At 71.6% G+C, this 21159-nt stretch carries 22 protein-coding genes; 12 read left to right on the top strand and 10 right to left on the bottom strand.

Translation table 11 applies throughout. The features are described 5' to 3' along the window. The first annotated feature begins 3 nt into the window (after positions 1-3). Complete coding sequence (locus KUF83_RS04340; protein WP_217453184.1) at positions 4-1497, top strand: glycoside hydrolase family 3 protein; 1494 nt, start codon at positions 4-6, stop codon at positions 1495-1497. Positions 1498-1712: 215 nt separating this feature from the next. On the opposite strand, the gene nagB is transcribed toward KUF83_RS04340, so the two are convergent. Beyond that, positions 1713-2498: a glucosamine-6-phosphate deaminase gene (gene nagB, locus KUF83_RS04345; RefSeq protein WP_217453185.1), complete on the bottom strand. Its 786-nt coding sequence runs from the start codon at positions 2496-2498 to the stop codon at positions 1713-1715. A gap of 141 nt (positions 2499-2639) precedes the next feature. Here nagB and KUF83_RS04350 point away from each other — a divergent pair, with 141 nt between their 5' ends. Next, a complete protein-coding gene (locus tag KUF83_RS04350; protein WP_217453186.1) occupies positions 2640-3272 on the top strand; it encodes a TetR/AcrR family transcriptional regulator in 633 nt (210 codons plus the stop codon). 412 nt (positions 3273-3684) lie between these two features. Next, the gene (locus KUF83_RS04355) at positions 3685-5151 is read left to right on the top strand and encodes a sensor histidine kinase (RefSeq protein ID WP_217453203.1); all 1467 of its coding nucleotides are present in this window, start codon (positions 3685-3687) and stop codon (positions 5149-5151) included. 338 nt (positions 5152-5489) lie between these two features. Here KUF83_RS04355 and KUF83_RS04360 read toward each other — a convergent pair whose 3' ends face one another. Both KUF83_RS04360 and KUF83_RS04365 read right to left on the bottom strand, forming a co-directional pair. After that, positions 5490-5747: a WhiB family transcriptional regulator gene (locus KUF83_RS04360; protein ID WP_016639615.1), complete on the bottom strand. Its 258-nt coding sequence runs from the start codon at positions 5745-5747 to the stop codon at positions 5490-5492. A gap of 318 nt (positions 5748-6065) precedes the next feature. Further along, positions 6066-7034, bottom strand: a complete 969-nt coding sequence (locus KUF83_RS04365) for a diacylglycerol kinase family protein (protein WP_217453187.1) — start codon at positions 7032-7034, stop codon at positions 6066-6068. A 136-nt stretch (positions 7035-7170) separates the two neighbouring features. Here KUF83_RS04365 and KUF83_RS04370 point away from each other — a divergent pair, with 136 nt between their 5' ends. After that, the gene (locus KUF83_RS04370; protein ID WP_217453188.1) at positions 7171-7620 is read left to right on the top strand and encodes a hypothetical protein; all 450 of its coding nucleotides are present in this window, start codon (positions 7171-7173) and stop codon (positions 7618-7620) included. A 212-nt stretch (positions 7621-7832) separates the two neighbouring features. On the opposite strand, the gene KUF83_RS04375 is transcribed toward KUF83_RS04370, so the two are convergent. The 3 genes from KUF83_RS04375 to KUF83_RS04385 form a co-directional block, all read right to left on the bottom strand. Continuing rightward, positions 7833-8975, bottom strand: coding sequence for a SigB/SigF/SigG family RNA polymerase sigma factor (locus tag KUF83_RS04375; protein ID WP_217453189.1), 1143 nt, complete (start codon positions 8973-8975; stop codon positions 7833-7835). Further along, complete coding sequence (locus KUF83_RS04380; protein WP_055512819.1) at positions 8972-9385, bottom strand: anti-sigma regulatory factor; 414 nt, start codon at positions 9383-9385, stop codon at positions 8972-8974. The genes KUF83_RS04375 and KUF83_RS04380 overlap by 4 nt, the downstream gene beginning before the upstream one ends. A gap of 250 nt (positions 9386-9635) precedes the next feature. After that, on the bottom strand, positions 9636-9896 hold the full coding sequence (locus tag KUF83_RS04385; protein ID WP_217453190.1) for a UBP-type zinc finger domain-containing protein: 261 nt from the start codon (positions 9894-9896) through the stop codon (positions 9636-9638). A 61-nt stretch (positions 9897-9957) separates the two neighbouring features. On the opposite strand from KUF83_RS04385, the gene KUF83_RS04390 reads away from it, so the two are divergent. Continuing rightward, positions 9958-11553: a Na+/H+ antiporter gene (locus KUF83_RS04390; protein WP_217453191.1), complete on the top strand. Its 1596-nt coding sequence runs from the start codon at positions 9958-9960 to the stop codon at positions 11551-11553. Positions 11554-11611: 58 nt separating this feature from the next. Here the strand turns inward: KUF83_RS04390 and KUF83_RS04395 are convergent, their stop codons facing one another. The 3 genes from KUF83_RS04395 to KUF83_RS04405 all read right to left on the bottom strand — a co-directional run bounded on the left by KUF83_RS04395 (position 11612) and on the right by KUF83_RS04405 (position 13658). Continuing rightward, positions 11612-12550, bottom strand: a complete 939-nt coding sequence (locus tag KUF83_RS04395) for a 1-aminocyclopropane-1-carboxylate deaminase/D-cysteine desulfhydrase (protein WP_217453204.1) — start codon at positions 12548-12550, stop codon at positions 11612-11614. Between the two features lie 145 nt (positions 12551-12695). After that, a complete protein-coding gene (locus KUF83_RS04400) occupies positions 12696-13286 on the bottom strand; it encodes an N-acetylmuramoyl-L-alanine amidase (protein WP_217453192.1) in 591 nt (196 codons plus the stop codon). A gap of 138 nt (positions 13287-13424) precedes the next feature. After that, complete coding sequence (locus KUF83_RS04405) at positions 13425-13658, bottom strand: hypothetical protein (protein ID WP_217453193.1); 234 nt, start codon at positions 13656-13658, stop codon at positions 13425-13427. A 238-nt stretch (positions 13659-13896) separates the two neighbouring features. Between KUF83_RS04405 and KUF83_RS04410 the strand changes: the two genes are divergently transcribed. From KUF83_RS04410 to KUF83_RS04420, 3 genes are all read left to right on the top strand, one after another. After that, positions 13897-15303, top strand: coding sequence for a family 2B encapsulin nanocompartment shell protein (locus KUF83_RS04410; RefSeq protein WP_217453194.1), 1407 nt, complete (start codon positions 13897-13899; stop codon positions 15301-15303). 124 nt (positions 15304-15427) lie between these two features. Continuing rightward, positions 15428-16534: a family 2 encapsulin nanocompartment cargo protein polyprenyl transferase gene (locus KUF83_RS04415; protein WP_217453195.1), complete on the top strand. Its 1107-nt coding sequence runs from the start codon at positions 15428-15430 to the stop codon at positions 16532-16534. Between the two features lie 724 nt (positions 16535-17258). Then, positions 17259-17867 carry a GNAT family N-acetyltransferase gene (locus KUF83_RS04420; RefSeq protein ID WP_217453196.1) on the top strand — a complete coding sequence of 203 codons (609 nt, stop codon included), beginning with the start codon at positions 17259-17261 and terminating at the stop codon, positions 17865-17867. Between the two features lie 146 nt (positions 17868-18013). On the opposite strand, the gene KUF83_RS04425 is transcribed toward KUF83_RS04420, so the two are convergent. After that, on the bottom strand, positions 18014-18322 hold the full coding sequence (locus KUF83_RS04425; protein WP_217453197.1) for a hypothetical protein: 309 nt from the start codon (positions 18320-18322) through the stop codon (positions 18014-18016). 24 nt (positions 18323-18346) lie between these two features. Here KUF83_RS04425 and KUF83_RS04430 point away from each other — a divergent pair, with 24 nt between their 5' ends. The 4 genes from KUF83_RS04430 to KUF83_RS04445 all read left to right on the top strand — a co-directional run bounded on the left by KUF83_RS04430 (position 18347) and on the right by KUF83_RS04445 (position 21131). After that, a complete protein-coding gene (locus KUF83_RS04430) occupies positions 18347-18931 on the top strand; it encodes a dihydrofolate reductase family protein (protein WP_217453198.1) in 585 nt (194 codons plus the stop codon). Between the two features lie 55 nt (positions 18932-18986). Further along, positions 18987-19244: a hypothetical protein gene (locus tag KUF83_RS04435; RefSeq protein ID WP_217453206.1), complete on the top strand. Its 258-nt coding sequence runs from the start codon at positions 18987-18989 to the stop codon at positions 19242-19244. A 214-nt stretch (positions 19245-19458) separates the two neighbouring features. Further along, positions 19459-19875, top strand: a complete 417-nt coding sequence (locus KUF83_RS04440) for a YciI family protein (RefSeq protein ID WP_217453199.1) — start codon at positions 19459-19461, stop codon at positions 19873-19875. Beyond that, positions 19872-21131 carry a DUF6596 domain-containing protein gene (locus KUF83_RS04445; RefSeq protein WP_308402907.1) on the top strand — a complete coding sequence of 420 codons (1260 nt, stop codon included), beginning with the start codon at positions 19872-19874 and terminating at the stop codon, positions 21129-21131. Before KUF83_RS04440 ends, KUF83_RS04445 begins: the two co-directional genes overlap by 4 nt. Positions 21132-21159: the final 28 nt, after the last annotated feature.

Genomic DNA, 21159 nt, shown 5'->3' on the forward strand with positions numbered 1-21159 from the left:
CCGATGACCACCATCGTCTCCGGCACGGACACGCTGACCCGCGACGCCCTTGCCGTCCTGCAGCCCGGCTTCACCGGGACCTCCGCCCCCTCCTGGCTGCTGCGGCGGCTCGGTGAGGGCCTCGCCTCCGTCGGCCTCTTCGGCCGCAACATCGCCTCACCCGCCCAACTCGCCTCCCTGACCGCCCAGTTGCGCGCGGAGCGGGGCGACGTACTGGTCGCCATCGACGAGGAGGGCGGTGATGTCACGCGCCTGGAGGTGCGGACGGGCTCGTCGTTCCCCGGCAACCACGCGCTGGGCGCGGTCGACGACGTGACGCTGACCGAGGCCGTGGCCCACGAGCTGGGCCGCCGGCTGGCCGCCTGCGGGGTGAACCTCAACTGGGCACCGTCCGCGGACATCAACTCCAACCCCGACAACCCCGTCATCGGCGTAAGGTCCTTCGGCGCCGACACGGCCCTGGTCGCCCGGCACACCGCCGCGTACGTCCGCGGGCTCCAGTCCGCCCATGTCGCCGCCTGCACCAAGCACTTCCCGGGGCACGGCGACACCGCGGTCGACTCCCATCACGCGTTGCCGCGCATCGACGCGGAGCTGTCGGTCCTGCAGTCGCGGGAGCTGGCCCCGTTCCGCGCGGCCATCGAGGCCGGCACCCGCGCCGTGATGAGCGCGCACATCCTGGTACCCGCCCTCGACCCGGCCCACCCCGCGACCCTCTCCCGCCGCGTCCTCACCGGGCTGCTGCGCGAGGAACTCGGCTACGACGGGCTGATCGTCACCGACGGTATGGAGATGCGGGCCATCTCCGCGACCTACGGCATCGAACGGGGCAGCGTCCTCGCGATCGCCGCGGGCGCCGACGCCATCTGCGTGGGTGGCGGGCTCGCGGACGACGCGACGGTCCTGCGACTGCGGGACGCGCTGGTCATGGCGGTCCGCTCGGGCGAACTCGCCGAGGAACGGCTGGCGGACGCGGCGGCCCGGGTACGGGACCTGGCGTCCTGGACCGCCTCGGCCGCCGCGGGGCCGGCATCCGCCGCCGACGAACTCGACCCCGGGATCGGTCTGGTGGCGGCCCGCCGCGCGCTGACCGTCACCCGCGGTCCGCACTGCGCGCCGCTCACCGGGGCGCCGTACGTCGCGGCCCTCACCCCCGTCGCCAACATCGCCGTCGGGGACGAGACCCCCTGGGGCGTCGGCGCCGAGCTGCGCCGCAGGCTGCCGGGCACGGAGACCGGGAGCTTCTCGGGGGAGGGGGCCGGGGCCGAGGCGCTCGCGGCCGCCGGGCCGAGCCGGGTGGTCGCCGTCGTGCGCGACGTCCACCGGCACGGCTGGATGGCCGAGGCGCTCGACGTGCTGGTCACCGCCCGGCCGGACACGGTCGTGGTCGAGATGGGCGTACCGCAGGCTCCGCCCCGGGGCGCCCTCCACATCGCCACGCACGGCGCGGCCCGGGTGTGCGGCCTCGCAGCGGCGGAGGCCATCACGGCCCTGTGACCCGCCGCGTTCACGGGGCGCCGGGCCCGCGGGAGCGCGGGGAACGGGTTTCCAGGGGCTGCGGCAACCAACTGCTTTCAGAGGCGCGGGGAACTGCGCGACCAGCCCCCCCCGGGCCCGCACTCGACCACCGACCAGGCGGCAGCACCGCCGAACGAAAGGCGCCGGACTCCCACGGGGGGAGCCCGGCGCCTTCCACGTACCTCCGAGAACCGCTAGATCCCCTGCCAGGCAGGCTTGTTGGAGTACGTGTGCCGGAAGTAGTCCGCCAGCTTCAGCTTGGAGGCGGCAGCCTCGTCCACCACGACCGTGGCGTGCGGGTGCAACTGGAGCGCGGAGGCCGGGCACACCGCCGCGACGGGGCCCTCGACGGTCGCCGCCACGGCGTCGGCCTTGCCCTCACCGGTGGCGAGGAGCACCAGGTGCCGGGCCTCCAGGATCGTCCCGATCCCCTGGGTGATCACGTGGTGCGGCACCTGCTCGATGTCGCCCTCGAAGAACCGGGCGTTGTCGACCCGTGTCTGCTCGGTCAGCGTCTTGATCCGGGTACGGGAGGCGAGCGAGGAGCACGGTTCGTTGAACCCGATGTGCCCGTCGGTGCCGATCCCGAGCAACTGGAGATCGACCCCGCCCGCGTCGCCGAGCGCCTTGTCGTACGCCTCGCACGCGGCGCGTACGTCCTCGGCGGTCCCGTCGGGCCCCATGAACGCCGCCATGCCGATCCCGAGCGGCTCCAGCACCTCGCGCCGCAGCACGGACCGGTACGACTCGGGATGCTCGGCCGGCAGCCCCACGTACTCGTCGAGCTGTGCGACCCGGGTCCGCGAGGCGTCCACTGCCCCGGAGCCCACCTTCGCCGCCAGCGCCTGGTAGATGGGCAGGGGGGTCGAACCGGTGGCCACCCCGAGCAGGGCGTCGGGCTTGCGCCGGATCAACTCCGCCATGGCCTCGGCAATGAGCTCGCCACCCGCCTTGGCGTCCGGAACGATGACAACTTCCACGCTGGGCCTGCCGTTCTGAGAGGGAACTCACCTGCATATGTGGTATAGACCAATCTAGCAGAACGCTCCTTCCCGGTCACCGCTGCCCGGCTGCTCCTTCCGCCCGCCGTTTTCCCTGTCGCCCGCTCTAGAATGCGCCGCATGGTGAGCAGCCAGGACGTCACGGGCACCGCCGGGCCGGTCCCCAGGCCGCGCGGCCGCCCCCGTTCCTTCGACCGCGAGACCGCACTGGAGAAGGCGATCCTCGCCTTCTGGGAGCACGGCTACGAGGCGACCTCCGTCGCCGGCCTCGCCGAGGTCATGGGCATCGGCGTCCCCAGTCTCTACGCCGCCTTCGGCGACAAGCGCTCCCTCTTCGGGGAGGTCGTGGACGCGTACGGCGCCCGGTACGGCGCGTTCCGCGACCGCGCTCTCGCCGAGGAGCGGACGGCCCGCGCCGCGGTGGAGCGGATGCTGCGCGAGGCCGCGGCAGAGTTCACCGAGCCCGGCCGCCCGCCCGGCTGCCTGGTCCTCCACGCCGCGACCAACTGCACCACCCCCGAGGTGGAGGCCTCCCTGCGGGACCGGCGCAGGGCGGACATCGCCGCCGTGGAGCACCGCGTACGGGCCGGTGCCGACGCGGGTGAGCTGCCCCCGGACACGGACGCGGCAGCCCTGGCCCGCCATGCCGGCGCCATGATCCAGGGCATGTCCCAGCAGGCGCGCGACGGTGCCACCAAGGAGGAACTGGAGGCGCTCGCCGAACTCGCGATGCGAATCTGGCCCCGCCCGTGAACCGCTCGGGGTTAGGCTGCGTGGTGGATGTAGGACGTGAGTTGTTGGATTGAGAGACAACAACAAACATCCGTCAACGCATGGACACTCACAGTGGTCTAGTCCACAATGCTTACGCGACGCTTGAGAACGCAACTGCACGATCAAGCCAGCTGAACGACCAAGCCTCCGCCTTCCCCGCACAGGAAGGCGGATCGAGGAACCGGCGCTCTCTGCCCTGACTGCACCGGCTCCTCATCCTTCGGCCGATCGGGACCGCACACCCCGCGGCCGATGTTGCTCCGGGCTGCGGTGCCGGGAGGGTTGAGGGTCCCTCCCAGGCGCCGCGGCCCGCGGGTGTCTCCGGGGCCGCGCGGGTGGCCGATTTCGGGCCTTGTCGCACGCGGCGGGTACGCTCGCACACGTGCCCTCCATGAACGATCTCGTACGCCAGCACACGGCCCTCGGTGACTCCGACCTCGAGTGGCTGCATCTGCTGGTCTCGGAGTGGCAGCTGCTCTCCGACCTCTCCTTCGCCGACCTCGTCCTGTGGGTCCCCACCCGCGACGGCACCCGCTATGTCTCGGTCGCCCAGATGCGGCCCAATACCGGCCCCACCTCCTACCAGGACGACATGGTCGGCCACCTCGTGCCGCGCGGCCGCCGCCCCATGCTGGACGCCGCCCTGGACGAGGGCCGGATCGTGCGCGAGGGCGACCCGGAGTGGCGCGAGGAGGTGCCCGTCCGGGTCGAGTCCATCCCCGTGCGCAGGGAGGGCCGCGTCCTCGGCGTCATCGCCCGCAACACCAACCTCCTCACCGTGCGCACGCCCTCGCGGCTGGAACTCACCTATCTGCAGAGCGCGTCCGACCTGGCGCAGATGATCGCGGCGGGCTCCTTCCCGTTCCCCGACCAGCAGGTGGACATGGATGCCTCGCCCCGCGTGGGCGACGGCCTGATCCGGCTGGACGCGGACGGCGTCGTCCAGTACGCGTCTCCGAACGCGCTGTCGGCGTACCACCGCCTCGGCCTCGCCGCCGACCTGGTCGGCCACCACCTGGGCAAGACCACCGCCGAACTCGCCCCGTCCCGGGGCCCGGTGGACGAGGCGCTGGCCAAGGTCGCCAGCGGCTGGGCACCCCGCGAGTTCGAGATCGAGAGCAACGACGGCGTGATCCAGCTGCGCGCCATCCCGCTCAAGCCCAAGGGCACCCGTGTGGGCTCCCTGGTACTCCTGCGGGACGTGACCGAACTGCGGCGCCGCGAGCGGGAGTTGATCACCAAGGACGCGACCATCCGGGAGATCCACCACCGGGTGAAGAACAACCTCCAGACGGTCGCGGCGCTGCTGCGTCTGCAGGCCCGCCGCATCGAGTCGGACCGGGGCCGCGAGGCTCTCGAAGAGGCGGTGCGCCGCGTCGGCTCGATCGCCATCGTGCACGAGACGCTCTCCCAGAACCTCGACGAGCGGGTGGAGTTCGACGAGATCGCCGACCGGGTGCTCGCCATGGTGGCCGAGATCTCACCGGGCAAGGTCGTCGGCCGGCGCACGGGCCGCTTCGGCATACTCGACGCCGAGGTCGCGACCCCGCTCTCCATGGTCCTCACCGAGATCCTGCAGAACGCCCTGGAGCACGGCTTCCGGGAGGGCGAGCGGGGCACGGTCGAGGTGTCCGCGGTCCGCGGCGGCACGTCCAAGGAGTCCCGTCTGCTGGTCACCGTCCAGGACGACGGGGTGGGCCTGCCCGAGGGCTTCGACCCGCACCGCTCGGGCAACCTCGGACTGCAGATCGTGCGGACCCTGGTGGAGGGCGAGTTGGGCGGCACCTTCGACATGGTCCGGGCCCCGGAGCGGGGCACACAGGTCGTACTGGACATTCCGGTACGGGCCAACAAGTAGCCCTCTTCATGCGGGCCGACAAGTAACCCAAGTCACTCGGGCCGCCTGAGTAATCCAGGCGGTCCGGGCCGCCACCGGGCCCTCGTGAGCGACCCGCACCATTACTCCACGAACACGCTACGTAATCCTCGCCCGATGGAACCGACCGTGGACCGGCGCGAGGAGCCCGGGCGCGACGCGATCGCAAACAGCAATGAGCCCCGGACCACTGGGTGGTCCGGGGCTCACAGTGTTCATGCGGTTGTGCGCATCGGGGGTACTGCGCGCTGCGGCTCGGGGGCGGGAGATGCGTACTCGCTGTACGCGCCGCCAAGCTCAGGCTGTTGTGGGGCGGGTTGTCAGGCGGAGGCCTGACGGGCCCTGTTGCGGGCGGCGCGGCGCTTCATCGCACGGCGCTCGTCCTCGCTGAGACCACCCCAGACGCCGGAGTCCTGGCCGGACTCAAGCGCCCACTGCAGGCACTGCTCCATGACGGGGCAGCGACGGCAGACGGCCTTGGCTTCCTCGATCTGCAGCAGCGCAGGACCGGTGTTGCCGATGGGGAAGAAGAGCTCCGGGTCTTCCTCGCGGCAAACGGCGTTGTGACGCCAGTCCATGGCTGCTACCTCTCCTTGGTATTACATGCACGTTGCTTGTGAATGTGAACGCTTTCACGAATCCCTCAACAAGTGAAGGGCCGACTGCCATACGGACTGGCATCGTCCTGTGAAGTGAGGAGGGGTTCCGGCGCTCTGTGGGGGCGATGTTGCGGCCCGTCCCGAGCGCCACGTAGAGACTCGCAAACCTCAGCGGCGGATACAACCCCTACCGGAAAGTTTTTTTTGATTCCTCGGTGTCGACTAGGTCACAGCCGTACTTCCATGGGGTGGATCCTGGTCTAAACGTTCGAGTGGAAGGACTTTAGCCCGTTCCGCTCACACAATCACACGCAGTGCACGGCGAACGCCTGTGAACGCGACGCTCGTACGCAGTCCGAGGTGGTCGCCGTCCATCTGCAGGGGGAGCGGGACCTTCGAATGCAAGGTGAAGTCGGTCAGATCGTGCAGGGACACCGCGTGCTTGCCATGGGGTCCGCGCTCGGGGGACGAAGTGAGCAACTGGGTGCCATACCGGGCAACCGCACCCGTCGACATGCGGCTCAGACCGAGCACGTCGAGGCCGGTATCGAACGAGGCCTTAGGTGACGCGTACACCGGGCGATTGCCCAGATACGTCCACGGGGAGGTGTTGCAGACTATCGAGAGCACCAGATCGGTCACCGGGTCGCAGTCGGGCCGCTCCAGTGTGATGGTGCCGCGGCGGCGGTGGGTCTCCCCGAAGAACTGGCGCATCGCCTGGCGGAGGTAGAGCGAGTGCGTGGAGCGCTTGCCGCGCTCACGGTGCTGTTCGACGCGGCCGACCACGCCGGCGTCGAAGCCGAGGCCCGCGTTGAAGGTGAACCAGCGGGCGGGGACGCCCTCGTCCTCACTGCCCGGGGTGCCCGCGGCGAGACCGAGGCCCACCGTGCGCTCCCGGCCCTCCCGCAGGGCGTCCAGGAGGGCACCCGTCGCCTCGACGGCGTCGTTGGGCAGGCCCAGGGCGCGGGCGAAGACGTTGGTGGAACCGCCGGGGACGACGGCGAGGCCGGGCAGGTGGTCGGGGTCGGGGCCGTTGTGCAGCAGACCGTTCACGACCTCGTTGACCGTGCCGTCGCCGCCGAGGGCCACGACCAGTTCTATGTCCTTGCTCTCCGCGGCCTGCCGGCCGAGGTCCCTGGCATGGCCGCGGTACTCGGTGGTCACCGCGTCGAGTTTCATCTCGCTCGCCAGCGCGTGGATCAAGACGTCACGCGTGCGTGCGCTGGTGGTGGTTGCTGCCGGATTGACCACAAGAAGTGCACGCATGCGATGCAGCGTACCTACCGCTTGGTACTCGGCCCATACCGAGGTGAGGATCAGGTGAGAAGGCGGGCGCCCGGGGCGTGCGCCGGGAGTGCCCCGGGCACGGGGGAGCGGGCGGGGCGAGGGCTACCCTTCAGGGGTGAGCCCTGCGCAGAATCCCACCCCGGAATCGACCGACCCCGACCCCCGCCCCGGGCGGCTGACCGCGGCCGCGGCGCTCGCCGGGCTGGAGGGGCTCGCCCTCGTCGTCGGGGGCGCCTACATGCTCGTGATGGGCCTCACCGGCCACCCGGACGACCGGAGCCAGGCCGTCACCGGGGGCGTGACGCTGATCGTGCTCGCGCTGCTGCCCCTGCTGGCCGCGCGCGGGCTGCTCCTGCGGCGCGGCTGGAGCCGGGGGCCGGCGATCATCACACAGATCATGGCGCTGCCCGTCGCGTACAACCTGCTCCAGGCCGACAGCCTCGCCATTCCCGGGGGGATCGCCCTGGCGGTGGTGGCGGTCGCGACGCTGGTACTGATCCTGAACCCCGAGACGACACGGGCGCTCGGGATCACCGGCCCCGGCGGGATCCGGGAACCGAAGTAGGACCCGAAGCAGGACCCGAAACAGGGCGGGGCGCCGCGAGCAGGACGGGTGGCGCGCCCACGGCGCAGCGGGTCCGCGCGTCGAGGCCGTGAAGGGTGCGCGGGCCGAGGCCGTGACGGTGTGCGGGCCGGTCGTCGTCGCTCGCGCGGTTTCACCGGGTCCCCGGAGGGCAGACGGTCTCCCGCGCCCCTGACGGAAGGGCGCGGGGCTTCCTACTCCTCGACCAGTAGCTTTTCGCGGAGCTGGGCCAGCGTGCGGGCCAGCAGCCGGGAGACGTGCATCTGGGAGATGCCGACCTCCTGGGCGATCTGCGACTGGGTCATGTTCGCGAAGAAGCGCAGCAGCAGAATGCGCTTCTCACGCGGAGGAAGGTCCTCCAGGAGCGGCTTGAGGGACTCGCGGTACTCGACGCCCTCCAGCGCCTCGTCCTCGGAGCCGAGGGTGTCCGCGACGGCCGGCGACTCGTCGTCCGTGTCGGGGACGTCCAGGGAGAGCGTGGAGTACGCGTTGGCCGACTCCAGGCCCTCCAGGACCTCCTCCTCCGAGATGGCCAGCTTCTCGGCCAGCTCGTGCACGGTGGGGGAGCGGCCGTGCTGCTGGGAGAGCTCCGCGGTCGCCGTGGTCAGCGAGAGCCGCAGCTCCTGCAGACGGCGGGGCACGCGCACGGCCCAGCCCTTGTCCCGGAAGTGCCGCTTGATCTCACCGACGACCGTCGGAGTCGCATAGGTCGAGAACTCGACACCACGCTCCGGGTCGAAACGGTCGACCGACTTGATCAGACCGATGGTCGCGACCTGCGTGAGGTCGTCCAGCGGCTCGCCGCGGTTGCGGAAACGGCGCGCGAGATGCTCCACGAGCGGCAGGTGCATGCGCACCAGCTGGTTGCGCAGCTCCGCGTACTCCGAGCTGGTGGCATCCAGTTTGCGCAGCTCGATGAACTTGAGCCGCGCCCCGCTCCGGTTGTGGGGGTCGTGCTGTGCGCCCGACGCGCTGTTGTCGGCATTCCGCTCGTGCTCGTGCTGCTCGCTCATGATCCCGCCCGTCACCCGCCGCCGCCCTTCCACGGACGCTCCCCCAGACTCCGTCCGGGGGGACCCCCTTTGCGCGGCAACGTCTGGATCCTGTCGCCCGTCACTGCCGGAGGGCGCTTCGCGCCCGTCCTCCTCGATCGGCTCCGCCCGGGACGCCCCGGCCGCCGGGGACCCACCGTCCTCCGGATGCGGCCGGGCCTGCTCGGGGATGCCGTCGACCCCCTTCGCCAGGCGCCGGGGCGCGCCGGGGCCGTCCTCGCCCCCGGCGGCAGGTTCCCGTGTGCCGCGCTCTTCGTCCCGCACCGGCCCGTCCCCGTTCCTCACGCCGGCCCGGGTCCCGCGCCGCGCTGTTTGTAGAGGCTGATCGAAACGGTTTTGTCGTCGGCCACCGAGGAGGAGACCTTGCCCGCGAGGGCCGACAGCACGGTCCAGGCAAACGTGTCCCGTGCGGGGGCGTGGCCGTCGGTGGTCGGGGCCGAGACGGTCACCTCGAGCGAGTCGTCGATCAGGCGGAACACACAGCTGAGCACGGAGCCCGGCACCGCCTGTTGCAACAGGATCGCGCACGCCTCGTCCACGGCGATGCGCAAGTCCTCGATCTCGTCGAGGGTGAAGTCCAAACGCGCCGCGAGGCCGGCCGTGGCCGTGCGCAGCACCGACAGGTAGGCACCCGCAGCCGGCAGCCGGACTTCCACGAAGTCCTGGGTCGCGGGCTCGCCTGCGATCTGGGACACCCTCACCTCCAAGGTGGTACAAGCTCTTTCGGGGGCCGGGGGTCGCCCCCCGGGTAACGCGCCATGTGGTTCAGCGGTGACGCTACCGCGCTCTCAGCTTTCCTGTCCCCGGGACCCCAACCCCTTGCTGTCACTCATAGTAAACCTATGGATACGCACAGTGGCTAGGGGTCTGCGGGCCCAATTGGGAAGAGCGCGCGCCGGGTTGACGTACCCAGACGTCAGACGGTCGAACCGTCCGGATCCCACGTCACACCAGGACGTGGTCGACGAAGCACCAGCGCCAGCTCTCACCGGGCTCGAAGGTCCGCATGATCGGATGTCCGGAGTCCTTGAAATGCTCTGTGGCGTGCCGCATCGGTGACGAGTCGCAGCAGCCCACGTGGCCGCACACCAGGCACAGTCGCAGCTGCACCGGATGCGAGCCGTCCGCCAGGCACTCCAGGCAGGTGTCGCTCAACGGCGCGGGTTCCGGACGGGGCAGCGCGTCGGCGTGCGTGCACTGTTTCATGATTGCCAGATTACGTCGGGTGTGCGGGAATCCGCGCGGAAACGAAAGCGGGCCGATACCGATGCATGTGATGCCCCTTCTCCTGCTGATCGCGGGCAGTGCCGCCGTGGCGGGAGCGGCACGCCGTACCCCGGTGCCCGCGCCCCTGCTCCTCGTCGCCGCGGGCCTGATCGTCTCGTACGTGCCCGGGGTGCCCGAGTACACCCTCGACCCCCACGTGGTCCTGCCGCTGCTGCTGCCTCCGCTGCTCTACACGGCCGCCACGGACAGCTCGTACCTCGATCTGCGGGCGCAGATCCGGCCGGTCGCGCTGCTGTCGGTCGGGTACGTGCTGTTCGCGACGTTCGCCGTCGGCTGGGCCGCGTACGTGATCGTGCCGGACCTGCCGCTCACCGCGGCGCTGGTGCTCGGCGCGGTCGTGGCACCGCCGGACGCGGTGGCGGCCACGGCGGTGGCGCGCCGCGTCGGCCTGCCGTCGCGGGTCACCACGATCCTGCAGGGCGAGTCGCTGGTGAACGACGCGACCGCGATCACCGCCTACAAGGTGGCGATCGCCGCCGCCGTCGGCGAGGGCGCGACCTGGGCGGGCGGCATCGGCGAGTTCCTGCTCGCGGCGCTCGGCGGCATCGGCGTCGGCATCGTCCTGATGGTGCCGATCCACTGGATGCGCACCCATCTGAAGGAGGCCCTGCTGCAGAACTCCCTGTCGCTGCTGACCCCCTTCTTCGCGTACGCGGTGGCCGAGCAGGTGCACGCCTCCGGAGTGCTCGCCGTGGTCGTCGTCGCGCTCTACCTGGGACACCGCAACTGGGAGGTCGACTTCGCGACCCGCCTCCAGGAGGAGGCGGTCTGGAAGATGGTCGCGTTCATCCTGGAGTCGGCGGTCTTCGCCCTCATCGGCCTGCAGCTGCCGGTCATCCTGAAGGGCCTCGGCGAGTACGAGGGGACGAGTGCCGCCTGGTACGCGGTGGCCCTCTTCGTGATCGTCGTCGTGACCCGATTCGTCTGGGTGTATCCCGCGACCTTCCTGCCGCGCCTGCTGTCCGCGCGGATCCGGGAACGGGAGGTGAACCCCACCTGGAAGGGGCCCTTCATCATCAGCTGGGCCGGGATGAGAGGTGTGGTCTCGCTCGCCATCGCCTTCTCGATCCCGCTCACCGCGGACGGCGGCGAGGACTTCCCCGGCCGCAACATGATCCTCTTCCTGACCTTCACGACGGTGATCGGGACCCTCGTCGTACAGGGGCTGACCCTGCCGCCGCTGATCCGCGTGCTGAAACTCCCGGCGCGGGACCAGCAGGCCGAGACCCTCGCGGAGGCGAACGCCCAGGCGCAGGCCTCCCGGGCCGCCGAACGGCACCTGGACGAACTCCTCTCCGACGAGCGGAACGCCCTTCCGCCGCCCCTCGCCGACCGGCTGCGCACAGTCCTCGAACGCCGCCGCAACGCCGTCTGGGAACGCCTCGGCCAGGTCAACAGCGTCACCGGCGAGACCGTGGACGACACGTACCGGCGGCTGTCCCGGGAGATGATCAGTGCCGAGCGCGAGGTGTTCGTGAAGCTGCGGGACGGGCTCTACATCGACGACGAGATGCTGCGGACACTGCTGCGGCGACTCGACCTGGAGGAGGCCGCGGCCTTCCGGGAGGCGACCTGAGCGCTCCGCCGGAGGGGGCACCGCATGCCGTCGGCGGGCCGGACGGTCGGTTCCGGTCCTACCGGTTCGGCCAGTTCGGCCGGTCGAGCGGCCGGCCCGTGATCACCGCCGCGACCGTCGTCCCGCGCGGGAACACGCCCTCCTCCGTGAGGGCCAGGAGTCCGTACAGCGACTTGGCGACATAGAGACGTTCGACGGGCAGGTCGTGGCGGCGCTCGAAGTCGGCGGCGAACGCGTCGAGTTCGGGAGACGTACGGGCGTAGCCGCCGAAGTGGAAGCGGTCGTCCAGGGACCAGTCGCCGCGCGGGCCGCCGAACGCCTCGTCCTGGAGGGCGCGTATCTCCGCGTCGAGGAAGCCGCCCCTGAGCACCGGTATGCCCAGCGCGCGCTGGCCGGGGGCGAGTCCTCCCGCCAGACCCGCGAGCGTGCCGCCGGTGCCGCAGGCCAGTGCGACGACGTCGGCGCGCCCGCGCAGTTCCTCGCCCAGGGCCGTACAGCCGCGTACGGCCAGGGCGTTGCTGCCGCCCTCCGGGACCACGTACGCCTCCTCGCAGGCGGTCGCGCGCAGGAGGGCGGTCAGTGTTTCCGGCTCGCTCTTGCGGCGGTACGTCGATCTGTCGACGAAATGGAGCCGCATGCCGTCGGCGGCGCACCGGGCGAGGGACGCGTTGAGGGGGAGGCCGGCGAGCTCCTGCCCGCGGACCACACCGACGGTGGGCAGGCCCAGCAGGCGGCCGGCGGCGGCGGTGGCCCGCAGGTGGTTCGAGTACGCGCCGCCGAAGGTGAGGACCGTGCGACCGTCCGCCGCCCGGAGGTTCGGCGCCAGCTTGCGCCATTTGTTGCCGATCAGCTCGGGGTGGATCAGATCGTCCCGCTTCAGTAGCAGCCGCACTCCGTGCCGCGCGAAACGCTCGTCCACGGCCTCCCGCAGCGGCGACGGCAGCCGCGGCCGCAGAGTGCCGAGGCCGGCTGCTTCAGGGGTGTCGGGGCCGGTCACACCCTCATTGTCGGACACGCGTCCGAGCGACACGCGGGGCCGGGCCGACTCGCGCCGCCCCGGGGCCTCCCGCCGCGGGCAGGGAGGCCCCGGGGCGGACGGGAAGGCGCCTGTGGGGGACCGGCCTCCCACGGGCGCCCGTCCGTCACTGCAGACGGTCGCGGATGCGGGCCCGCATGGCGGCCATCGTGAAGCCGCGCGGGTCGATCTTGCCCGGCTGCCACTCGAGGTGGCCGATCACCGAGCGCTCCGTCCAGCCGTGCTGGCGGCAGACCGCCGCCGCGGCCCGCTCGATGGCCTCCAGCTGGACCGCCGGCCAGGGATCCTCACCGTCGCCGAGGTTCTCGCACTCGAAGCCGTAGAAATGGCGGTTGCCGTCGGTGTTGGCCTCGTTGTCCGCCGGCAGGGCCGTCTCGGCGATGACCGCGCGCAGCACGTCGTCGTCCCCGAGGCCCGCGTGATTGGAACGGCCGTACCCGACGAGATGGACCCGGCCGTCCTTGGTGATGACGCCGTGGCACAACGGGCCCGGTAACCCGCTGTAGCCGTCCCGGCAGAGCTCCACCGTGCGCTGGCTGCCCGACGTCACCGTGTGGTGGATCATGATGCCGTGGACCGGGCCCCACGGGCCCTTGTGGTTGCGGTTGTGATTTTCCCAGTCCCCGACCTCGACGACGGTGAGCCCTTCGTCCTTCAGCCGGTCCAGAAATCTGCCCGCGGACATGGGTGGGGCCATGGCCGCCTCCTTACACGGACGCGACGGCCACCTGTCGTGGCCGTCTCGTACCGCTGCTTGTACCCGCAACTTCCCGTCCTGGACCACCTGTTCGCACGGCGTGCGGGACGATCCGGTCGGCGGGGCGGGACGAAGGCGTCAGGAGCGCAGGAATCCGTCACCGTGCGTCGCGATGTGACTCTCCAGAGCCTGGAGGGCCTGCTGCGTGGCCTGCGGGGAGCCGCTGCCGCGCCGCTCCGCGAAGTAGGCCGCGCCGAGGTCCTTCAGCAGATCGCCGCCGGCCCGCTGCGCCTGGACCTCGTCGATCTTCTGCTTGCCCTGCGTGAGGCCGCGCTGCGCCTGCTCCTTGGCCCGGTCCAGAAAGCCTGCCATGACTGTCTCCATACGTCGTTCGTCCGTTTTGCCGGTTCAACGGACGGCCCGATCTTGGAGTTCCCCGCCGGACGGACCCACGAGCCGCCGGACAGGGCCCGCCGACCTTGTTCGGAAGCCCGCGCACATGCCCCGGTTTGCGAAGATCCATTCCCGCTCTTTCGTGTAATAGCACCAACACGTTCCGTGATGGAAGGGTTGTCGCCGCAGCTCGTTGCACGATGGGGAGGGCATTTTCATGTCGGTAGGCGAAGAGATCCGCGCGGACCAGGATCAGCCGCAGAAAAGTCTCGGCACATCCGCGGCGCGGAACCTGGCCACCACCACCAAGTCCGCGCCACAGATGCAGGAGATCAGCTCACGATGGCTGCTGCGCATGCTGCCGTGGGTGAACGTGCAGGGCGGCACGTACCGCGTGAACCGCAGGCTCAGTTACTCCGTGGGAGACGGCCGCGTCACGTTCGTGAAGACCGGTGACCGGGTCCAGGTCATCCCGGCGGAGCTCGGCGAACTGCCGGCGCTGCGCACCTACGAGGACCAGGAGGTGCTCGCCGAGCTGGCGCAGCGCTGCGAACAGCGGGAGTTCGCCCCGGGCGACGTCCTCGCCTCGTTCGGCAGCCCGGACGACGAGGTGTTCCTGCTCGCGCACGGCAAGGTGGAGAAGATCGGCACGGGCCCCTACGGGGACGACGCGGTGCTGGGGGTCCTCGCCGACGGCGCGTACTTCGGCGAGCAGGCGATCACCGACCCGGACGCCATCTGGGAGTACACGGCCCGCGCGGTCACCGCGTGCACGGTCCTCGCGCTGCCCCGCGCGGACGTCGACCAGATCGCGGAGCGCTCCGAGTCCCTGCGTGAGCACCTCGCGCAGTTGCGCGCGATTCCCGCCCAGCGCGCCAACACGTACGGCGAGAAGGAGATCGACCTCGCGGCGGGCCACACCGGGGAGCCGGCCATCCCGGGGACGTACGTCGACTACGACGCCGCGCCACGGGAGTACGAACTCAGCGTCGCCCAGACCGTGCTGCGCATCCACACGCGCGTGGCGGACCTCTACAACCAGCCCATGAACCAGACCGAGCAGCAGTTGCGGCTCACCGTGGAGGCGTTGAAGGAGCGCCAGGAGCACGAGCTCATCAACAACCGCGAGTTCGGGCTGCTCAACAACTGCGAGTACGACCAGCGGCTCCAGCCGCACGACGGCGTCCCCAGCCCGGACGACCTGGACGAACTGCTCACCAGGAGGCGCGGCACCAAGCTGCTGCTCGCCCATCCGCGAGCGATCTCCGCGTTCGGCCGTGAGCTCAACAAGCGCGGGCTCGTCCCCGAGACCCTGGACATGGCCGGCAACCGCATCCCGACCTGGCGCGGCGTGCCGATCTTCCCGTGCAACAAGATCCCGGTCACCGAGGCCCGGACGACCTCGATCATCGCCATGCGTACGGGGGAGGCCGAGCAGGGAGTCGTCGGCCTTCAGCAGGCCGGCATCCCGGACGAGATCGAGCCGAGCCTGTCGGTGCGGTTCATGGGGATCAGCGAGCAGGCGATCATGTCGTACCTCGTGACGACGTACTACTCGGCCGCGGTCCTGGTGCCCGACGCACTCGGCGTCCTGGAGAACGTCGAGATCGGCCGCTGGCGATGACGTCCGGTGTGCGGCCTGCCGTGCGCCCGCACGCCGGGAGGGGCGGACCGCAGGGGCACGCACCCGGTGCCGGTGCGGCAGTCGCCGTCCGCGCAGCCTCCAGGGCGGACCCGTGGGTGAACCCATGACGGAGACGCGGCCGAGCCCGCTGCAGGCGGTGGGCGGGCCCGGACCCGGCGAGGGACCGGTCCCCGCGGCACGGCACGGCCCGCCCGACGGGCAGGAGGCGGCCGCGATCCTGGAGCGGGCCCGCACATCGGTCGATCCCGAACTGCGCCGGGCCGTCGAGTCGCTGCCCGGCGCGCTGCGGCGGATCGCGCTCTACCACTTCGGGTGGGAGCACGCGGACGGCACCCCGGCCGCGGGGAACGGGGGCAAGGCCATCCGGCCCGCGCTCGTCCTGGCCGCGGCCGGAGCACTGGGCGGGCGGCGGACGGCGGCCGTGCGGGCGGCCGCCGCGGTGGAGCTGGTGCACAACTTCACGCTGCTGCACGACGACGTGATGGACCGGGACACCACCCGTAGGCACCGGCCCACCGCGTGGGCCGTGTTCGGCGACGCCGACGCGGTCCTCGCGGGGGACTCCCTTCAGGCGCTGGCCCATCGGCTGCTCGCCGACGACCCGCATCCGGCGTCCCCGGCGGCGGCCGCGCGGCTCGCGAGCTGTGTGGTCGAGCTCTGCGCGGGACAGCAGGCGGACACCGCCATGGAGCGGCGTGGTCCCGACGACGTCACGCTCGACGAGGTGCTCGCCATGGCCGAGGCCAAGACGGGCGCGCTCCTGGGGTGCGCGTGCGCGCTCGGTGCGCTGTACGCGGGCGCCGACGACGAGGACGTCGAGGCACTCGACGCCTTCGGGCGCGAGGCCGGGCTCGCCTTCCAGTTCATCGACGACGTGATCGGCATCTGGGGGGATCCCAGGCGCACCGGTAAGCCGGCCGGTGCGGATCTCATGGCCCGGAAGAAGTCCCTGCCCGTGGTCGCCGCGCTCGCCTCCGGCACGCCCGCCGCGGCCGAACTGGCCGAGCTGTACCGGGCTCCCTACCGCGACGGTGATCTGGAGCGCACGATCCTCGCCGTCGAGCGGGCGGGCGGTCGTGACTGGGCCCAGCTCCAGGCCGCCGACCGGATGGCGCGGGCACTGGACCACCTGTCCCGTGCCGTCCCCGACCCGGAGGCGGCGGGAGGTCTGCTGTCGCTGGCGGAGTACGTGACGCGGCGGAACACGTGAGCGCGCGGCTCAGGGCGTGAGGAGCCGGCGAGTTGCGTGAGGGGCACGTGAGGAGCACGTGAGGAGGGGCGCCGGAGCGGAGCGACGGGCGAAGGATGGAGTCGCGAACGGTGACGGGGGACCGGTGGCGTTCGCGTGGTGAGAGGTGGAGTGCGCGCGGGGTGAGCGAAGGGGTGGGGCCTGTGCAGCGGTGAGAGTGGTCGGGGGGGTGGGGACGACGTCGTGCGGTGCCCGCGAGGACGCGGCAGCCCAAGCCGTACGACGTCGGGGACGAGGGCGGCCCGGACCGATGGGCACCGGCCCCGCACGGCCCGGACCGGCGAGGCACCGGTACGGACCGGCGAGGCGCGGTGCCGGACCAGTGAGGCGCTGTGTCGGACCGGACGTGTGCCGAGCGCGGTGCGGCTCAGCCGTGTGGCACGCCGGGCACGCCGGGCATGCCAGACGGTCCGGGCAGTCCGGGGTGCGGGCGCGAGCCGCCCTGTGTCCCGCCTGCGTCGAGTCCTCCCGAGCGGTGCGGCCCTCGTGGCCGTACCGCGTCCTGGACGCCGGAACCCCGTACGTCGCGCGGTACCTGACGAAGCGGCGGGGCGGAGGGGGTTCCGGTTGCGGCGGGCCCCGCGCATCCCCACGGTGCGCGGGGCCCGCCGCCCTTGTGTCAGGTGTGATCGCCTAGGCTGCAACGGCCGAATGGGCAGGGGCAGTTGAGGCAAAGGGGCGGGACATGGGAGTGGCGATCCGAAGAGCGGGCGAGGGCGACCGGGAGGCCGTGACCCGGCTCCTCGACGAAGCCTTCCAGGACGACCCGGTGAGCGGCTGGGTCTTTCCCGACGCGGACCACCGCCGGCGTACGCATCCGTTGCTGATGAGGGCCTTCCTCGACATCGTGCTCGACGCCGGGTACGTGGAGGTCACCGAGGACGGCTCCGCCTGCGCGCTCTGGCTGTCGATGCCCGCGGAGGCCGACGAGGAGGACGAGGACGGGCCGGCCCAGCTGCGCGAGGCCGTCGATCCCGGCAACGAACGGGTCGAACAGATCGGCCGGCTGACCGCCGAGGCGCATCCGGCCGGCGCTGCCCACGAGTACCTGTGGATGATCGCCGTCAGGCCGGGCCGACAGGGCGAGGGACTCGGTACCGCGCTCATCCAGCACGTGCTCGAGCGGTGCGACGGCGAGGGTCTGTCCGCGTACCTGGAGGCGAGCAGTGCCCGGAGCCGGGAGCTCTACGAGCGGCTCGGCTTCGTCTTCACGGGCAGTACGGTCGACCTGCCGGCGGGGCCGGCGATGTGGCCGATGTGGCGCGAGCCGCTCAGCGAGCCGCTCCCCGGGTGAGGGCCGTTTCCCCGAGCCCCGGTACCCCGAGCCCTTGAAGAAGACCCTGCTCGTCATGCGGGCGGGGTCTGCCCGGCTGTCGTGACGGACGGCCCGCGGTTACGGAAAGTCGGCCCGTGGTTACGGAAAGTCGGCCCGTGGCCCATTCATGGCCATTCGCGGGCCGGTATCTTCCCGTCGCCGTCGCCGTCGCCGTCGCCGTCGCCGTCGCCGTCGCCGTCGCCGTCGCCGTCGCCGTCGCCGTCGCCGTCGCCGTCGCCGTCGATGTCGATGTCGGGTGCCGAGCGCGCCGGCTCGGCACTGCGAGCCGGCCGCCGTCCGGAGCTCCGCCTCCTACGTCCGGAGCCCCGCCTCCCACGCGCGGAGCCCCGTCTCTCACTTGCGTCCCGACCGTGAATCCTCGGGAATCGCCTTGCGACCACTACGACTGAAGCACTATGAATGGAGTGGTTCATACGGCATACGGAAAGAGACCGGCTTTGCGAAAGCTCACGTATTTCATCGCCTGCTCGATCGACGGCTTCATCGGCGACCCGAGTGGCGACGCGACGGCGATGCACTCCTTCGTGGACGAGGAGGTCTTCGGGTATCTGAAGGCCGAGTACCCGGAGACGCTGCCCTCCCATGTCCGCCGGGCGACGGGCATCGACGGCCTGCCCAACCAGAAGTTCGACACGATCATCCAGGGCCGCCGGAGCTACGACCTCGCGCTGGACATCGACGTCACCAGCCCCTACGCCCACCTGCGGGAGTACGTCGCCTCGCGCACCCTCGGAAAGTCGCCCGACCCGCACGTCGAGATCATCGCCGACGACCTGGTCGGCAGGGTCCGCGAGCTCAAGGCGGAGGACGGCCACCTCGGCATCTACCTGTGCGGCGGCTCCCGGATCGCGGGCGAGCTGGCCGACGAGATCGACGAGCTCGTCGTCAAGACGTACCCCGTCGTGCTGGGTACCGGCATGCCGATGTTCGGCTCCGGGTCCGCGGTCGGCGAGTTCACGCTGGGCGAGGTGCGCACGTTCAAGAACGGGGCGACCGTGCGGGCGTACAGCAGGAACCGCTGATTCCGGGGCTGTCGCTCGCCTGTCGGCCCGACTCCTCCCGCAATATCCTGGGGTCATGGCCAGTGATGAGTACGTCTGTCCGGGCTGTAAGCAGTCCGTCGACACGGTCGTGCGTCGGCACAAGACGCTGGGTGTCTTCGTGCCCCTGTGGGGCCCCGGCCCCTGCCGCAACTCCCGGTGCGCGAGGTACGAGGAGGGCGAGGAGCCCGAGGCGGAGCCCGCCCTGACGGCCTCCGAGGCGGAGCCCGTGCTCATGGCGGAGCCGGCCTCGCCTCCCGAGGAACGCGGGGCGGGCACGGAACGGGACTCCTGAACGACCGCCTCGGTCCGCAGGTCGGGAACGGGCCCGCGGAGCCGTCGGCGTGCCCGCAGGCAGGCGTCGAGCAGCGGCGGGTGAAGGCCGCCGACGTGGCCGCCGGAAGTCGCGAAAAGATTTCTCCACGAGTGTGTAGAGAACCGCGGTCGTGCTCCGACGTCCCCTGTGAAAGCCGCCTGCCACGGGCGGACCGAACCGAAGGAGCGGACTCATGAAGTACCTGGTGATGATTCAGGGCACGCAGGCGGACTACGAGGCGCAGAGCGGCAAGGCCTCCCCCGGGGCGCCCGCCTGGACCGAGCAGGACATCCAGGCCATGTACGCGCACATGAGCGCGATCAACAACGACCTCGCCGAGACGGGCGAGATGGTCGACGGCAACGGCCTCGGGGAGCCGGCCCGGACCCGGTCCGTCGAGCGGGGCCCGGACGGGAAGCCCGTGATCACCGACGGGCCCTACGGCGAGACCAAGGAAGTGCTCGCCGGATACTGGGTCCTGGACTGCGCGAGCCTGGAGCGGGTCACGGAGATCGCCGCGCGGGTCCTGGAGTGCCCCGTCCCCGAGGGCACGACGGACTACCCGGTGGTCATCCGGCCCATCCTCGACGGCGGCGGCGGGGACGTGTGAGCCGTCCCCCACGGCGCCCGTCGGGACGTACGGACGAGATCGAGGGCCTGCTGCGCCGCCACGCGCCGCAGGTCCTCGGCGCGCTCGTACGGCGGTACGGGCATTTCGACGCCGCCGAGGACGCCGTGCAGGAGGCGCTGCTCGCGGCGGCCGGGCAGTGGCCCGAGGACGGCACTCCCGACAATCCGCGCGGCTGGCTGATCAGGGTCGCCTCGCGGCGGCTCACCGACGTGCTGCGCAGCGAGGAGGCCCGCCGGCTGCGGGAGGAACGGGCGGCGGCGCTCACCCCGCGCGACGCGTTCACGGCACCGCCGCCCGGGGCGGACCGCGGGCCGTCCGAGGACGACACGCTCAGCCTGCTCCTCCTCTGCTGCCACCCCGATCTCGCCCCCGCCGCGCGGATCGCGCTCACGCTGCGGGCCGTGGGCGGTCTGACGACCGCCGAGATCGCGCGCGCCCATCTCGTGCCCGAGGCGACGATGGCGCAGCGGATCAGCCGGGCCAAGCAGAAGGTGAAGGGCGCGAGCTTCGGGCGCCCCGAGAACTGGGAGGAGCGGCTGCCCGCCGTCCTGCACGTCCTGTACCTGATCTTCAACGAGGGGTACACGGCCACGTCCGGGGCGACGCTCCAGCGGGCCGAACTCGCGGGCGAGGCCATCCGGCTGACCCGTACGACGCACCGGTTGCTGCCCGGCGCGCACGAGGTGACCGGCCTGCTCGCGCTGATGCTCCTCACCGACGCCCGCCGGGCCGCGCGCACCGGCCCGCACGGCGAACTGGTCCCTCTCGACGAACAGGACCGGGCGCTGTGGGACAAGGCGGCGATCGAGGAGGGCGTGGCACTGGTGACGCACGCACTGACCCAACGGCATCCCGGGCCCTACCAGTTGAGGGCCGCCATCGCCGCCGTCCATGACGAGGCGGCCTCGCCCGACAGCACCGACTGGCTGGAGATCCTCGGCCTCTACGACATCCTCGTGCGGTTCGTGCCCGGCCCGGTCGAACGGCTCAACCGGGCGGTGGCCGTCGCGATGGTCCACGGACCGACGGCCGGGCTCGCCGAACTGGCACCTCTGGAAGCGGAGCTGGCGTCGGGCCACCGCCTCGACGCGGTCCGCGCCCACCTCCTGGAACGCGCCGGGGACGCCGAAGCCGCTCGCGCCGCCTACGAGTCGGCGGCCGGCAAGACCCTCAGCCTCCCGGAACGGAACTACCTCCGGGCCCGCGCCGCCCGCCTGAGGCCGCCACCCGACTGAGGCCGTGACGCGGGACCCCGCCCGGGCC

This window comes from Streptomyces sp. BV286 (assembly GCF_019090165.1).
GTDB lineage: Bacteria > Actinomycetota > Actinomycetes > Streptomycetales > Streptomycetaceae > Streptomyces.

Excerpts from the sequence above, each read along its gene's own strand:
- KUF83_RS04410 (WP_217453194.1), top strand. The coding sequence starts at position 13,897 with ATGTCGGTAGGCGAAGAGATCCGCGCGGACCAGGATCAGCCGCAGAAA.
- KUF83_RS04440 (WP_217453199.1), top strand. The coding sequence starts at position 19,459 with ATGAAGTACCTGGTGATGATTCAGGGCACGCAGGCGGACTACGAGGCG.
- KUF83_RS04355 (WP_217453203.1), top strand. The coding sequence starts at position 3,685 with ATGAACGATCTCGTACGCCAGCACACGGCCCTCGGTGACTCCGACCTC.
- KUF83_RS04415 (WP_217453195.1), top strand. The coding sequence starts at position 15,428 with ATGACGGAGACGCGGCCGAGCCCGCTGCAGGCGGTGGGCGGGCCCGGA.
- KUF83_RS04405 (WP_217453193.1), bottom strand. The coding sequence starts at position 13,658 with ATGGCAGGCTTTCTGGACCGGGCCAAGGAGCAGGCGCAGCGCGGCCTC.
- KUF83_RS04360 (WP_016639615.1), bottom strand. The coding sequence starts at position 5,747 with ATGGACTGGCGTCACAACGCCGTTTGCCGCGAGGAAGACCCGGAGCTC.
- KUF83_RS04425 (WP_217453197.1), bottom strand. The coding sequence starts at position 18,322 with ATGAACCACTCCATTCATAGTGCTTCAGTCGTAGTGGTCGCAAGGCGA.
- KUF83_RS04400 (WP_217453192.1), bottom strand. The coding sequence starts at position 13,286 with ATGGCCCCACCCATGTCCGCGGGCAGATTTCTGGACCGGCTGAAGGAC.
- KUF83_RS04365 (WP_217453187.1), bottom strand. The coding sequence starts at position 7,034 with ATGCGTGCACTTCTTGTGGTCAATCCGGCAGCAACCACCACCAGCGCA.
- KUF83_RS04435 (WP_217453206.1), top strand. The coding sequence starts at position 18,987 with ATGGCCAGTGATGAGTACGTCTGTCCGGGCTGTAAGCAGTCCGTCGAC.
- KUF83_RS04340 (WP_217453184.1), top strand. The coding sequence starts at position 4 with ATGACCACCATCGTCTCCGGCACGGACACGCTGACCCGCGACGCCCTT.
- KUF83_RS04390 (WP_217453191.1), top strand. The coding sequence starts at position 9,958 with ATGCATGTGATGCCCCTTCTCCTGCTGATCGCGGGCAGTGCCGCCGTG.
- KUF83_RS04420 (WP_217453196.1), top strand. The coding sequence starts at position 17,259 with ATGGGAGTGGCGATCCGAAGAGCGGGCGAGGGCGACCGGGAGGCCGTG.
- KUF83_RS04385 (WP_217453190.1), bottom strand. The coding sequence starts at position 9,896 with ATGAAACAGTGCACGCACGCCGACGCGCTGCCCCGTCCGGAACCCGCG.
- KUF83_RS04350 (WP_217453186.1), top strand. The coding sequence starts at position 2,640 with ATGGTGAGCAGCCAGGACGTCACGGGCACCGCCGGGCCGGTCCCCAGG.